The organism is Lactobacillus helsingborgensis, from assembly GCF_000970855.1.
GTDB classification, from domain to species: Bacteria; Bacillota; Bacilli; order Lactobacillales; family Lactobacillaceae; genus Lactobacillus; species Lactobacillus helsingborgensis.
In genome coordinates this window covers 1,253,601-1,267,524 of sequence record NZ_KQ034046.1, presented here as the reverse complement: position 1 = coordinate 1,267,524, position 13,924 = coordinate 1,253,601, and the positions used below count along the sequence as shown (strand labels likewise).

Annotated in this window: 9 protein-coding genes, 4 tRNA genes, 1 riboswitch and 1 other annotated feature; of the genes, 11 read left to right on the top strand and 2 right to left on the bottom strand. The window is 34.1% G+C overall.

The annotated features are described in order from the left end of the window. Window positions 1–9: 9 nt before the first annotated feature. The 3 genes from JF73_RS05895 (at window position 10) to JF73_RS05885 (ending at window position 3,666) form a co-directional block, all read left to right on the top strand. A tRNA-Ser gene (locus JF73_RS05895) sits at window positions 10–99 on the top strand. A gap of 280 nt (window positions 100–379) precedes the next feature. Next, on the top strand, window positions 380–1,075 hold the full coding sequence (locus tag JF73_RS05890; RefSeq protein WP_046327352.1) for a hypothetical protein: 696 nt from the start codon (window positions 380–382) through the stop codon (window positions 1,073–1,075). A gap of 1,880 nt (window positions 1,076–2,955) precedes the next feature. After that, a complete protein-coding gene (locus JF73_RS05885) occupies window positions 2,956–3,666 on the top strand; it encodes a hypothetical protein (protein WP_046327351.1) in 711 nt (236 codons plus the stop codon). A gap of 891 nt (window positions 3,667–4,557) precedes the next feature. Here the strand turns inward: JF73_RS05885 and JF73_RS05880 are convergent. Further along, a complete protein-coding gene (locus JF73_RS05880; RefSeq protein WP_046327350.1) occupies window positions 4,558–4,755 on the bottom strand; it encodes a hypothetical protein in 198 nt (65 codons plus the stop codon). 897 nt (window positions 4,756–5,652) lie between these two features. On the opposite strand from JF73_RS05880, the gene JF73_RS05875 reads away from it, so the two are divergent. The 7 genes from JF73_RS05875 to JF73_RS05845 all read left to right on the top strand — a co-directional run bounded on the left by JF73_RS05875 (window position 5,653) and on the right by JF73_RS05845 (window position 10,491). Continuing rightward, a tRNA-Val gene (locus tag JF73_RS05875) sits at window positions 5,653–5,725 on the top strand. Between the two features lie 122 nt (window positions 5,726–5,847). Further along, window positions 5,848–5,919 (top strand) — tRNA-Glu (locus tag JF73_RS05870). A gap of 4 nt (window positions 5,920–5,923) precedes the next feature. Beyond that, a tRNA-Val gene (locus JF73_RS05865) sits at window positions 5,924–5,996 on the top strand. A gap of 68 nt (window positions 5,997–6,064) precedes the next feature. Continuing rightward, window positions 6,065–6,145: riboswitch (SMK box riboswitch) on the top strand. Beyond that, complete coding sequence (gene metK, locus JF73_RS05860) at window positions 6,143–7,342, top strand: methionine adenosyltransferase (RefSeq protein WP_046327349.1); 1,200 nt, start codon at window positions 6,143–6,145, stop codon at window positions 7,340–7,342. (Overlaps the previous riboswitch by 3 nt.) Before the next feature lie 29 nt (window positions 7,343–7,371). Then, complete coding sequence (locus JF73_RS05855; protein ID WP_046327348.1) at window positions 7,372–8,826, top strand: MDR family MFS transporter; 1,455 nt, start codon at window positions 7,372–7,374, stop codon at window positions 8,824–8,826. A gap of 141 nt (window positions 8,827–8,967) precedes the next feature. Further along, a complete protein-coding gene (locus JF73_RS05850; RefSeq protein ID WP_046327347.1) occupies window positions 8,968–9,714 on the top strand; it encodes a tyrosine-protein phosphatase in 747 nt (248 codons plus the stop codon). A 288-nt stretch (window positions 9,715–10,002) separates the two neighbouring features. Then, on the top strand, window positions 10,003–10,491 hold the full coding sequence (locus JF73_RS05845) for a cupin domain-containing protein (protein WP_046327346.1): 489 nt from the start codon (window positions 10,003–10,005) through the stop codon (window positions 10,489–10,491). 49 nt (window positions 10,492–10,540) lie between these two features. On the opposite strand, the gene JF73_RS05840 is transcribed toward JF73_RS05845, so the two are convergent. Next, window positions 10,541–11,203 carry a phosphatase PAP2 family protein gene (locus JF73_RS05840; RefSeq protein ID WP_046327345.1) on the bottom strand — a complete coding sequence of 221 codons (663 nt, stop codon included), beginning with the start codon at window positions 11,201–11,203 and terminating at the stop codon, window positions 10,541–10,543. A gap of 56 nt (window positions 11,204–11,259) precedes the next feature. Further along, window positions 11,260–11,452: a binding site (T-box leader), on the top strand. A gap of 35 nt (window positions 11,453–11,487) precedes the next feature. Here JF73_RS05840 and leuS point away from each other — a divergent pair. Continuing rightward, a complete protein-coding gene (leuS, locus tag JF73_RS05835; RefSeq protein WP_046327344.1) occupies window positions 11,488–13,902 on the top strand; it encodes a leucine--tRNA ligase in 2,415 nt (804 codons plus the stop codon). The last annotated feature ends 22 nt before the right edge of the window (window positions 13,903–13,924 follow it).

The following is a 13,924-nucleotide window of genomic DNA, read 5'->3' as shown; positions in this document are numbered from 1 at the left end:
TTCAATTTTGGAGTGTTGTCCGAGTGGCTTAAGGAGCATGATTGGAAATCATGTATACGGGTTAATCCTGTATCGAGAGTTCAAATCTCTCACACTCCGCTAAATAAAAGCTCATAACAGTTGATGTTATGAGCTTTTTGTTTTTCTATGTTCGCTAAAAATTTCGCTTAATTTTTAACTAAATAATAATGTCATTTTAGAGTTTTAATTATATTCATTAAGAACATATTTTTCTTATTTAACGATAAGCATTGCTAGCATTTTACCGAGATTGACCTATTGTTGCAGTGTTTATGAAAATTTGTCTTTTGTTACAGCATTGCCCCTTTGATCTTTTTTCTGTAAAATAAATATGTAATCTTAATTTGGCGGTGAAATAATGGTATTTTTAACAGTAATATTAGATCTTTGCTTTTTCGGTGCTATCTTCTATATGCTATATCATGACCATAAACTTAAAAAATCTGGCTCAATGGAGAAACCCTTAAAAAAGAAGTGGCAATATTGGGCATTTATATTGGTGACATTTTTTGGAACTGGTATGGCTGCTTCTTTTAGTGACACTGAATACACTAATAATGAAAGTGCTACTTACCAATCAAAGCGGGATAGTGAAAGCTCGGCTAATGGCGATGATACAGATAGTACGGTACAAAAAGATGATACCCAAACTGATACTGAAGACACGGATAGCGATGATAGCGAAAATCAAGTTGATGAAAAAGAAGCTAATAAAAACATAAGAATGTTACTTAAAGATGATCAAAAAGATGCTACCAATGGTGATGATAGGTATGCTTATGCTCTATATCTCAAAAAAATAAAATATGGTGATGAAAGTGTTGATATTCAAGTTGCTTCTAATTTTTTTGACTTATCAAGCAAACAAAAAGATGTTGTAGCGGAAAGAGTTCAAGGTGTCGTCGGTGCTGGTGTTTCTATGGTTGATAGCGACTATAAGCCTAAAGATGATCAAGAAGGTTACAACCTAAACTTTCATTATGGACAAATTGCTGTTGGACATTCAAAAATGTGGAATTCTCATAAGTATAAATGGTATAAATCAGCAGGTTAAAAAGTTCGAAAAAAGTTCGAATAAAATTTTTAAACCATTATGATTATTTTTATATAAATGCTAAAAATGGGAAAAGTTTAGATGTATTTCTTCCTATTAATGTATTTGGAATCTCTCAAACTTCACTAATAGTAATAAAAAGCTTGTAATATTAAGTATTACAAGCTTTTATTATGCTTTGGCACGGCATTAAAGTATAAAAAAGTTAAATATTTAACTCCCTAATAGAATTAGTGGCATCGATTTTGTTTTGATCATTTAGAGGAGTATAAATGTATAAAGTGTTTTTATATCTTCATGTCTCATTACATTTGAATAGTTTTTGGTTTTATGTTTGTTTCACTTATTAGCAAGGTCGCAAATTTATGCCTAAAGTCATGGATAGTAATTCATCTTAAATTAGGATACTTTTTGTAAATCAAAGAATAATTAACAAATTTATATTCTGCTTTAAAAGATTAAGTCATTATTCTCTTAATAAAGATATCATGGCTAATCTAACATTTTGCTGGGAATCTTATTTAATAAATATATAAGTTGTTCGATTCATAAAAGAAATACCTAATATGCCGACTAAAAGTAAGCCACTATCAGTAATTGTTAGGTTATGTTAAGAGAAGCTATTTAATTATTGATATTACTATGAAACAGATTTCGTTGACAAAGGCTTAAACTTAACAGACTATTAAAATAAAAAATGTATTGAGTCATACCTTATGTACCTTTTTAAATAAAAAACTTGATAAGAAGTGGTAATATTAGGGTGTATAGAAGTATAGTCGTCTCATAACTAAAAATGAAGTTGAAGACTCAAGGAGATAGAACAATATTGAGCTAGATTTAAAGTTTAACTTAACTTAGAGAGTTAATTGAAAGAGTATATGAGATGCAATTAATCTTAATAACCGGTTTTGCTTGTTAGAACTGGATCGAAATGCGACTAACTTTTCAGAGGATCTTTGACTAGGAAGCGCTTACTATATACAAAATGTTTAGCGCTTAGTGGTAATTATAAATAATTTATAGAGTTATAGTAATAGATGTAAATGATGATATTGTTTTTTAACTGAATCCTATAAAAAAGTCCTTATAAAGATATTATGAAAATATTTTACCAAGAGATCTTTATTTTTTAAAAGAATAAGTAAATTTTATCATCTAGGAGATTTTACAAAACTTTTTATTGCTTATTAGCTAGCTAATTATTCTGTTGGTAGTTCCTAAATCTATTTCTCCTCAAAAAATTTATTATTATGAATCACTGATAACTAAAAGTGTTATGCAAATTCTAAAGAATTATCCGAAGATTCGAAAAGGAATACCTTGCAGAATTGGCAAAAAATTGTTATATAAAGAATATGAAAGCAGATAATCAAAACTACAAGGACAGTAATAAAGCTAATTTTTAACTCATAAAATTACAGAAACTGATACGCTGTGAGCAAGCATTGGGGGTTAGTTCCTTGAATAATCATATTACTATCTATTAATAAATTATTTAATTGCTACTTTAACGTATGGATTATTTTATTATGGGTTAATAGATTAGCAGATTTATGTAAGATATGCGGATTTTATATACTACAACATAGATAAACTACATTAAATTAATAATTATGATTTTGAGATGCCTATTATCATTAATAAAAAATTCTATAAAAGAAAATAGAGTATCTAAAGTTCTAAACTAATTATGTTCAAGTCGATGCAATAAAAAGCAGACTGATTCTCACGGAAAAGTGAATTATTTGATTTAATAAAATTCAATTAGTTTTATTTTACTTTTGTAAAGTTTACGTGTATTAATTTGTCGATTTAGTAAGTTAATCTTAGCAACTTTTGCTTGATTTAACTTTTATGACTTTAAAATGAGGTTCAATTTGGAGAATTTAAACGATATAATTGTAAAATTTTTGGCAGCAGGTGGTTTGGGCTATATTAATTATTGGCTTTTAGAGAAATTGGATGTGTCCTCTTCTAGTATTGGAGAGAAAACGGTACATGTTACTTTTGGATCACTTTTGTGTTCAATACCTGATTTTTTTGTCTATATTTTACTTAAAAGTTTTTTTGTTAAATATTTCAAGTTTAATAATGATTTATCAAATGTTATTTCGTTATCGTTGACGGTTATTGCAGTATTCTTTTTTACTATTTTTTTGGGGAAAAAAATAATTGATTTAATTTATCGCATTATGCGAAAAGTAACAACTGGCGATTGGGAAACTGGTGTGGCACCAGGAGAACCATGGTCAGCTATAGATAAATCAGGAGAAAGTTTAGTTTATTTATATAACTTCGAGCATAAACTAATCGCGTGTGGATATGGAACGAGCTTTTCGGGTAGTTTTGATAGCAATTATTCAATTAATTTACAACCATTTGATCATAATCAAAAGAAAGAGTCCGAACTGAACTATTATGATGCTATTTATTTTGCATCTTTTTCTGACGCAAGTCCAATAAAAGGTATAGAGTGTAAAGGCTCTAGTATCCATGTCAATCTAAAGCAGGGTTTTATAATGGTCATTTTTAAAGTTGTAGAGGATAAAGAAAATAAATGCAGGTGTAATTGTTCTTTAAAGGATTGATTTTGGGGTTTATTAATAGTTTTGATTTCTAACTAAATTTTATATTCTTTTAAATGAAAAAATCTGTTAAAGATGAGTTTATTTTATGATTTTGACAATTTGATTAGCTACTGCAAAATTAAAAAGAAATTTTGTTATAAAAGAGTCTGGGAAAAATTATTTCAAGAACAACAAAAAAAGACGTTGAACTCAACGCCTTTTTTTGTATACTTTTTGTCTTGGCTCTGGTATTATTTACCAAAGTCAAATAGATCGGAGACTAATTTCAATGTACTAAAATTATACCACAGGACAGACTGCTTTAGTACTCAAGTTAGACTTTGTTATTCCTTAAGACTACTTGGTTATTGTCATTAGCCAGTTCATCGATTTCATTCCTTTATAGGTGCTTAAAGATGATGTTTCTGTGTTCCTACCATGCAATTAATAATTTTCGCTCTAGCCGACCCAGTCAGCTGATTAAAATGTGCTTTCTTTACTTTAACAATCTGCTTAAAGAAAAAGGCTTACTCTATGAGATGCTATCTTTATTGATGGTACAAAGATTGAAGCGGATGCCAACAAGTATTCCTTTATGTGGAAAAAGGCCATCGGTCGCTGCCAAACCAAGCCGCAAGGCTCCTATACCATTGGTCACTTGAAGAACGTTTTTGGTAGTTTTTGGTATGTGACGAGCCTATCTCAGAGAGCAAGAAAAGCTAGAAAATGATCCAGGGTTAATGCTCATGACTATTAACTTGAGTAAATTGGCACAGAGTGGCCCTAAAGGTATACTAGGACCATAAATCGAAATTCAGTAGAGACAAAAAGCCGAAAAATCACTAAAAAAGTGCTTCGCCTGCTTTGGTTTATTAAGTCAAGGAGTCTAGTTCTTCCAAGACTCTTATCAATTTAATTACCATCTTTTTTATTTTTTGTGGAAGAACGTTTACTTTTAGTTTTCTTCATTTTTGTCTTTTTTGGTGTTTTTCCAATAGTTGAGTGCTTTCTTGTGGGAGTATCTTTATCCATGACTTTTTTTATGGTCTCTTTTTCTGGAGCTTTTCCTACAGTCAAAATTTTCAAACTATCAAGATTATAATCTTTCATTTAAAATTCTCCTTTGAATTTTTTGTGAGTTAGTTCTACTATTACATCTAATTACCTAATATTGACAAGGCCTTAAAAAGTCTCAAGTTGTAATAATATTATTGTTTAATATTGCTATACAAAACATTGTAGCAATTAATTATGAAAATACTAGGGATTATTCTTAAACAACTTAAATTGCTTTAGAATTAAAGATGCTTTTATTATTTTTAATTTAATAAATAAATTATGTCAGATCTTATATTTTGTAGGTAACTAAAAAGTTTTTTAAAAATAAAATAGTTATTATATATCATAAGATAATTTGATGAATTTTTGAATATTCCGCTCAAAAAATATCTTTGGTCTATATTTAGCGTCTTTTCACTGTGTGTACCAAATTTTGCTTTGTGATACGATTGAATAAATTTAATCAAAATTCAAATTATTTATTCTTTTGCATTATAAAGGTTTAATTTTTATGTTTATAATCCATGACTTTTTATTTCTTTTACTTATTTATGAAAAACTTTCAAACAAAAATTTTGTGAAATGTTTATTTATGAATAAATGATATCCTGAGATATTATTAGCTAATTAAAATAATATATATTTATGATATAAGAAGACAAAAAATAAATGTAAATAAGTTGGAAGTTATTTACATGTATCTCAGTAAAATTATAGCATCTGATAGCTAAAAATATTTTTATTAAAATTAATATAAATGTTTCCACTCTATAATTAAGACGCTTATTGTTTTGATTACTATATTTATGAAAAACTTTTTAGTTTTTTTAAAATAAGATGTAGCAATGTAAATTTAGTGAAGAAAAATTCAGAAGTCAAAAAAATTCTAGACAAGATCCGAAACTTATGCTAAATTATTAGAAGTGGTCGAGAGACGACAACAAAAATGGAGGATTAGCTCAGCTGGGAGAGCATCTGCCTTACAAGCAGGAGGTCACAGGTTCGAGCCCTGTATCCTCCATAATAATGGTGGCGTGAAGGGAAGTTCGCGCCGCCATTATTTATTGATTAACTAATAACTTGAATCCTTGCATTTTATTTCAAAATAGGTATACTATTAAAAGTACTTTGATTCAGAACAATGACCCGTTGGTCAAGTGGTTAAGACATCGCCCTTTCACGGCGGTAACATGGGTTCAAATCCCGTACGGGTCACTTTGGAGGATTAGCTCAGCTGGGAGAGCATCTGCCTTACAAGCAGGAGGTCACAGGTTCGAGCCCTGTATCCTCCATCGTTCTATGGCTACCGAATCTGCGGTAGCCTTTTTTATTATCAATATATAGAACGAAATTTTAAAAAAATCGGTTCAAGTCCTGAGAGGATCCTGTAATGGAGATGCCTTGTAACCGAATAGCTATTGTCTATAGGGGGACTATTATGGAAAAACGTTTATTTACTTCGGAGTCTGTTTCTGAAGGACATCCCGACAAAATTGCTGATCAAATTTCAGATGCAATTTTGGACGCAATTATTGCCAAAGATCCCCAAGCACACGTTGCTTGTGAGACTATTGTTAATACGGGAATTGTCTATGTGTTTGGTGAAATATCAACATCTGCTTATGTTGATATTCAGAGTATTGTCCGTAAAACTGTTTTGCGCATAGGCTATGACAAACCCGAATTAGGTTTTGACGGCAACAATTGTGCAGTTTTAATTGATATTGATGAACAATCACCTGATATCGCTCAAGGAGTTGATCATTCACTTGAAACACGTGAAAATCACTCTGACGAAGACCAGCTTGACCAAATCGGGGCAGGGGACCAAGGACTAATGTTTGGCTTTGCGATCAACGAAACGCCAGAATTAATGCCTTTGCCAATCTCACTGGCTCACCGCCTAATGAGACAAGTTGCCAAGTTACGCAAGGATGGCACTTTAAGCTGGCTCAGGCCAGATGCTAAGGCTCAAGTAACGGTTGAGTATGATGAACAGCAAAAACCTTTAAGAGTTGACACTGTGGTTATTTCAACGCAAACCGATGATCAGGTTTCAAACGAAGAAATCCGTCAAGCAATGATTGATTTGGTGATTAAAAAAGTTATTCCTGCTAAATACTTGGATGAAAAGACGAAGTTTCTGATTAATCCTTCTGGCCGCTTTGTTATTGGTGGACCTAAAGGCGATTCAGGTTTAACTGGACGTAAGATAATCGTTGATACCTATGGGGGTTATGCTCGCCATGGTGGCGGTGCATTTTCAGGTAAAGATCCTACGAAAGTTGATCGTAGTGCCAGTTATGCTGCCAGATATGTTGCTAAAAATATTGTTGCTGCGGGTCTAGCTGATCGCTGTGAAGTTCAGCTGGCATACGCAATTGGAGTTGCTCACCCTGTTTCAGTCATGATTAATACTGCTGGAACTGGTAAAGTTAGTGATGATTTATTAACTAAGGCTGTACGTAAAATATTTGATTTGCGCCCTGCTGGGATCATTAAAATGCTTAATTTAAGGCGACCAATTTACGAACAGACCGCAGTTTACGGCCACTTTGGCAGAACCGATATTGATTTACCATGGGAAAAAACCGATAAAGTTCAAGAACTTTTAAACTTTGTTCACGAAAATAAATAGTTTTATCAGCTAATGAAGGGGTTGTAATTGTGAAGAAGACAAATGTACGAATAGTAATGATTGCGATTTTTATGACGACGTTTATGACCGCCATTGAAGGTACAATCGTTTCTACGGCAATGCCGACAATTGTTTCTGATCTGAATGGATTAGAAATCATGAATTGGGTTGTTTCCATATTTTTGTTTATGACTGCTGTATCGACTCCTTTATACGGTAAATTGGCAGACAGCTTCGGTCGTAAACCAATCTTTTTATTTGGAATAGCACTTTTTGTGATTGGTTCAGCGCTTTGTGGTCAAGCACAGAATATGGTTGAACTAATTTTATTCCGTGTTATTCAGGGATTAGGCTCTGGAGCTGTTCAGCCGGTGGCAATGACCATTATCGCCGATTTATACAGCTTGGAAAAAAGAACCAAGATGTTAGGTCTTAATTCCGGTTTCTGGGGTGTAGCATCAGTTATTGCACCACTGCTTGGTGGGTTTATTGTCCAAAATCTTTCTTGGCACTGGGTTTTCTACATTAATGTGCCAATTGGTATTATTGCCCTATTGTTAATTATCTTTTTCCTTAAGGAACCAAAGAATAAGAAGAAAAGCAAACTTGATGTTAAAGGAACATTTTGGTTAGTAGTTTTACTTCTGACCTTAATGTTTACACTGCAGGATCTAGGGACAATTAAGCCACTTATGCTGGCTGCTCTAGTTGCTTTAATCATTATTAGTGCAATTGTGTTCTACTATGAAGAAAAACGCGCAGAAGACCCTATAATGCCCCTTTCAATGCTCAAAGGCAGGGAGTTCTTAGCCGTCAATATGATTACACTGCTTATCGCAGGGGTAGTTATTGGTTTTGAATTTTACATCCCAACCTGGATGCAGGGAATTAACGGTACTTCAGCTACTGTAGCCGGTTTTGCCGTAACGCCAAGTTCAGTAATGTGGGTAGTTGGCTCATTCTTAATTGGTGGTATGCTTAGCCGCTGGGGCGTAAGAAAAACCTTCTTCGGACTATTAACCATTCTTTTAATAGCAGATTGCATGTTGCTAATTGTGCCGATACACACGCCATTTTGGGTATTCTGCGTGATTGCCACATTAAATGGCTTTTCCTTTGGTGGCGTTTTAACCGCATCACAGGTTCGTTCACAAGTGTTGGTTTCAAAAGAAAATATCGGTGTTGCTACTTCTTTTAACACTTTGATGCGGTATTTAGGGCAAACCATGATGGTTTCAATTTTTGGTATTACCTTTAACACCATTGTTGCCAACCAACTTGCTCATCGTCCTAATTTAACTCAATCAATGATGAACAAAATTGTTTCTTCAGTTAAAGCAAAGGAGCTTGCCGCTAACTTAATTCCACAATTAAGAGGAGTGCTCTTTAGCGCTTTAAAAGGTGTTTACTGCGTTTCTCTAATAGCAATTATAATTTCAATAATTTTTAACTGCATTTATAAAAAACAACAAAAAAATAGCTAACTAAAATAAAAATTGAGTAAAACCTGCTGGTAACCAAATCAGCAGGTTTTTTATTTATTTAACTTTTTTCTATAGTAGAAAAGTCGCTTTCTAAAAATTATAATAGACGATATCAAAAAATTTACAGATAGGAAGTATAGCATGGAAAGGCAAATTACCAATTGGCGTTCTTTAGGCGGACATGTCGGTGCTGGAGGAAAAAAGGTTAGAGATGACCTGCTTTTTCGGTGTGGTCAATTATATAATTTAACCCCATTTCAAAATGAACAACTACAAGATAAATATCAAATTAAACGTGTTTTCGATTTTAGAGGGCAGGATGAACGCAAACAATTTCCCGATTTCTTGTGGTCAGGTCTAGACTACGTGGTAATTGATGTGCTAAAGGATGCTCAAGTTAACCAAGCCAGTGTGGAAACAATCATTTCTGGTAGTTATAGTGCGGAAGAAGATATGTTAACTACTTATGAAGAACTGGTAATGGAGAAGTCTGCACAAACGGGTTATCGGCAATTTTTATTGACTTTAATCAATGATCCCACTCCAACAGCATTTCACTGTTTTGCGGGCAAGGACAGGACTGGCGTAGCAGCAGCTCTCATATTAAAAACTTTAGGAGTCAGTGATGAGGAAATTTATGCGGACTACCTTGAAACTATTCCGGCACGTAAACAAGAAAATCAAGAAATTTTAGACTACTTGCAAGATCATTTAACTAGTGCGCAGCTAGATGAGGTTGCGGTTGCACTGACCGTAAAAAAGGCTTATTTAGAAAGATATTTTGCTACTATCAAGCGCAACTTTGGTGATTTTGACAATTATCTTATGCACGGACTGAATTTACCAGCTGATTTTAAAGATAAGATGCGTCAAATTTATTTAGTGTAGGTCACAATTTTAAAAAGGTGTTCAATACGATGTTTAACTTTAAATAAGTAATTAATATATGAATGTAAAAATACCGGTAAAACTATAATTACTAAATTAAATATTTCTTCTTATTTGTAGTTAAAAGTTTATAAAATGTTCATCATTAAAATGAATATCTAAGTAAAACTTTTACCAAGTTGATTTTTGCTAATAAATTCAACTTAATAGCTGACTTTGCAGCTAAAATGCGCTAAATTTAGTTAGTATGATAATAAAACTACCAAGAATTTTAACAAAGGAGAAAAAATGCAACGCGACGAATATATCAAAAGTCTCAATCTTGAACCCCACCAAGAAGGTGGCTGGTTCAGACAAGTTTATGCCAGTGATGAGCAATTTTATGACGAAGATAGCAAGGGAGAACGCTTCTACTATACTTCAATTTATTTTTTACTCGATGATAAGAATTGCTCTCATTTTCACCGTTTAAATCATGATGAGATGTGGTATTATCACGATGGTCAGGCAATTACTATTCACTGCATTTCGCCTGAGGGCAAATATTATGCGGTTAAATTAGGAAAAAATGTTGCGCAAGGTGAATGTCTGCAATTTAAGGTGCCAAAATATACTATCTTTGCTTCGGAAGTGACCGAGCCTGACAGCTTTTGCCTAGTAAGCTGCGTTGTTTCTCCCGGCTTTGATTATCACGATTTTGAGCTGCTTAAAAAAGCAGATTTGTTAAAGAAGTATCCAGAATATAAAGACGTCATTTACCGTCTAGCTCAAGATTAATTTTGGCTACAAAAAAAGTTCAAACTACTAAAAGTTTGAACTTTTTGTTTTAAACTAAACTATTTTCTTGTGCGCGTATTTCTAAATAATAGTGATATAAGAAGGAGTATCCGATTAGTAAGAATGCGATTCCTTCTAAAAAGCCGCCAACTACATCTGAAGGATAGTGTACGTGGCTGAAAATCCTTGTATATCCGATTAATATGGGAAAGCAGGCCCAAACAATGCATAACACAGTTTTGGCCGCTTTATTTTTAACTAATAAAATCGTTAGTACAATTAGAATTCCAAATAAAGTAGCACTGCCAACCGAATGTCCAGAAGGAAAACTATAACCGTGTGCTGCAACTAGATGATGCGTGAAAGGTCTGTGACGAGCAATTGCATGTTTGATAATCCAATTATAACCGTTGGCAGCAATCATCGTTCCGGCTGTAAAAAACGCATAGGCAAACTTTTTAAAAAGTGCTAAGACGATCACCAGCAAAATGGTTTCGACCATAATCACATTCGTATTGCCCAGATTAGTAAAAACAGTAGCAAATTTGATAAGTATTGGATTATTGTTGCAAATAATATTGATTACAGTCCGGTCAAATTCATGAATAAACTGGTTTTCTGAAGCAACTAGAATTGCCCATGCAGCATATAAAATTAAGAATATGGTGGCGGGTATTATGGTATCTCTTTTTGTTTGAATTGTTTTGTTCAAAAACTTTCTCCCCTTGTTTTTTTTAGCATTTGTGGTAAATTATAATCATTATTGGTCAAAAAGGAAAGATCAGGAATTAGTAGTAATTTTGTTTTTCTATAGAGAAGAGTCGGTTGATGCAAGACTTGAAAAACAAGTTATGAACTGAGCCTGAAGACAAGTCTATCGTTTGCTATCCGCGTTAAGGGGCGTGAGTGTCACACTTTTTAGTGTGGAACTTAGGTGGTACCGCGATTATTCGTCCTATGAATTGTTTCATAGGGCTTTTTTTATGAGGTGAAAATATGTACAATCACAAAGTCGTTGAAAAAAAGTGGCAGGATTATTGGGAAAAAAATCAAACATTTAAAACTAGCACTGATTCTAAAAAGAAAAATTATTATGTTCTAGACATGTTTCCTTTTCCATCTGGTAAAGGGTTGCATGTTGGACACCCTGAAGGTTACACAGCAACAGACATTGTTGCACGGATGAAACGGAGTCAGGGCTATAATGTTCTTCACCCAATGGGATGGGATGCGTTTGGTCTGCCAACCGAGCAGTATGCGCTGCAGACTGGTCAGGATCCAGCTGTTGTTACTAAGGAAAACATTGCTAATTTTAAAAGACAACTTAATAAATTGGGTTTTTCTTACGATTGGAATAGAGAGCTGGCAACCTGCGATCCCAAATACTACAAGTGGACGCAATGGACATTTGAACAAATGTATAAAAACGGCTTGGCTTATGAAGCAGAAGCGCCAGTTAATTGGTCACCTGATTTAGGCACTGTTGTCGCTAATGAAGATATAGTAGACGGTAAGACTGAACGTGGTGGTTACCCGATATATCGTCGTAATATGAAGCAGTGGATGCTTAGAATTACCAAATATGCTGATCGGCTGCTAGCAGGCTTAGACAATCTTGATTGGCCAGAAAATATTAAGGAGATGCAAAGAAACTGGATTGGCCGCTCGGTAGGTGCCCAAATCACTTTTAAAGTTAAAGATTCTACAGAGACCTTTGATGTTTTCAGTACGCGTCCAGACACTCTCTTTGGTGCAACTTATGCAGTTTTAGCACCTGAAAATAAATTAGTCCCAAAAATTATGACTGCTGGTCATAAAAATGAAGTTAACGCTTATATTAAACAAATTGAATCTAAGTCCGACCTTGAAAGAACAGATTTAAATAAAACCAAAACCGGTGTGTTCACTGGGGCTTATGCAATTAATCCAGTAAATAACGAAGAAATTCCGATTTGGATTGCTGACTATGTTCTTGCTAGCTATGGTACTGGCGCGGTAATGGCTGTACCGGCCCATGATACGCGTGATTATGAGTTCGCTCGGAAATTCAATTTGCCTATTAAGGCTGTAATTAAGGGTGGAGATATTGCTCAAGAAGCATATACCGGTGAAGGTCCGCACATTAATTCCGATTTCTTAAATGGTCTTAATATTGAAGATGCCAAGAAAAAAATTGTGGCTTGGCTAGAAGAACATCACGCTGGAGAACAAAAGGTTAATTACAAATTGCGGGACTGGGAGTTCAGTCGTCAGCGCTACTGGGGTGAACCAATTCCTGTAATTCACTGGGAAGATGGAGAAACAACTTTAGTTCCCGAAGATGAACTGCCACTTGTTTTGCCTCATGCTACTGATATCAAGCCATCAGGTACTCCTGAAAGTCCATTGGTTAACTTGAAGGATTGGGTAAATGTAGTTGACAAGAATGGCCGCAAGGGTAAACGTGAAACGAATACTATGCCTAACTGGGCTGGGTCTTCTTGGTACTTCTTACGCTTTGTTGACCCGCATAATGATAATAAACTGGCTGACTATGAATTACTGCAGAAATGGATGCCGGTTGACCTCTACATTGGTGGTGCTGAACATGCCGTTAGACACCTGCTTTATGCCAGATTTTGGAATATGGTCCTTTATGACTTGGGTGTTGTACCAAATGAGGAACCTTTCCAAAGACTTTACAATCAAGGGCTTATTCTCAAGGATCATGACAAAATGTCTAAATCAAAGGGCAATGTTGTTAACCCGGATGATGTGATTGACGAATATGGTGCAGATAGCCTTAGAATGTATGAAATGTTTATGGGACCGCTTGATGCCTCGATTGATTGGGATGATAACGGTCCAGCTTCTACAAAGAAATTTTTAGACAGAGTTTGGCGCTTATTTGTTAACGATTTAGACTTAAAGTCAATACCTCAAGAAAATATCGTTGACGAAAATGATGGTACTTTAGATAAAATTTATAACGAAACTGTTAAAAAAGTCACCGAAGATTTTGATGATCTGCACTTTAATACGGCAATTTCACAATTGATGGTCTTTATTAATGCTGCTCAAAAGGCTAAAACAATTCCTAAAGAATATGCCGAAGGCTTTATTACGCTTTTAGCTCCGATTGCTCCTCACATGATGGAAGAAATTTGGCAAATCTTTGGTCACGAAGAATCAGTTACATTTGCCAAATGGCCATCCTATGATCCAGCTAAGTTGGTAGAAACTACTGTTGAAATAATGGTTCAAGTCAATGGTAAGTTACGAGGAAACTTTAAAGCTGCAAAGGATATGGCTCAAGAAGAAGTTAAGAAGCAAGCTTTGTCCTTACCTCACGTTCAAAAATTCTTAAGCGGCAAAGAAATTAAAAAAGTCATTGTTGTACCTAATAAAATAGTCAATATTGTAGCCAAATAAAGTTAATTTTTCCTAAAGTGCA

Coding starts and splice junctions, on each gene's coding strand:
- leuS (WP_046327344.1), top strand. CDS start 11,488: ATGTACAATCACAAAGTCGTTGAAAAAAAGTGGCAGGATTATTGGGAA.
- JF73_RS05850 (WP_046327347.1), top strand. CDS start 8,968: ATGGAAAGGCAAATTACCAATTGGCGTTCTTTAGGCGGACATGTCGGT.
- JF73_RS05845 (WP_046327346.1), top strand. CDS start 10,003: ATGCAACGCGACGAATATATCAAAAGTCTCAATCTTGAACCCCACCAA.
- JF73_RS05890 (WP_046327352.1), top strand. CDS start 380: ATGGTATTTTTAACAGTAATATTAGATCTTTGCTTTTTCGGTGCTATC.
- metK (WP_046327349.1), top strand. CDS start 6,143: ATGGAAAAACGTTTATTTACTTCGGAGTCTGTTTCTGAAGGACATCCC.
- JF73_RS05880 (WP_046327350.1), bottom strand. CDS start 4,755: ATGAAAGATTATAATCTTGATAGTTTGAAAATTTTGACTGTAGGAAAA.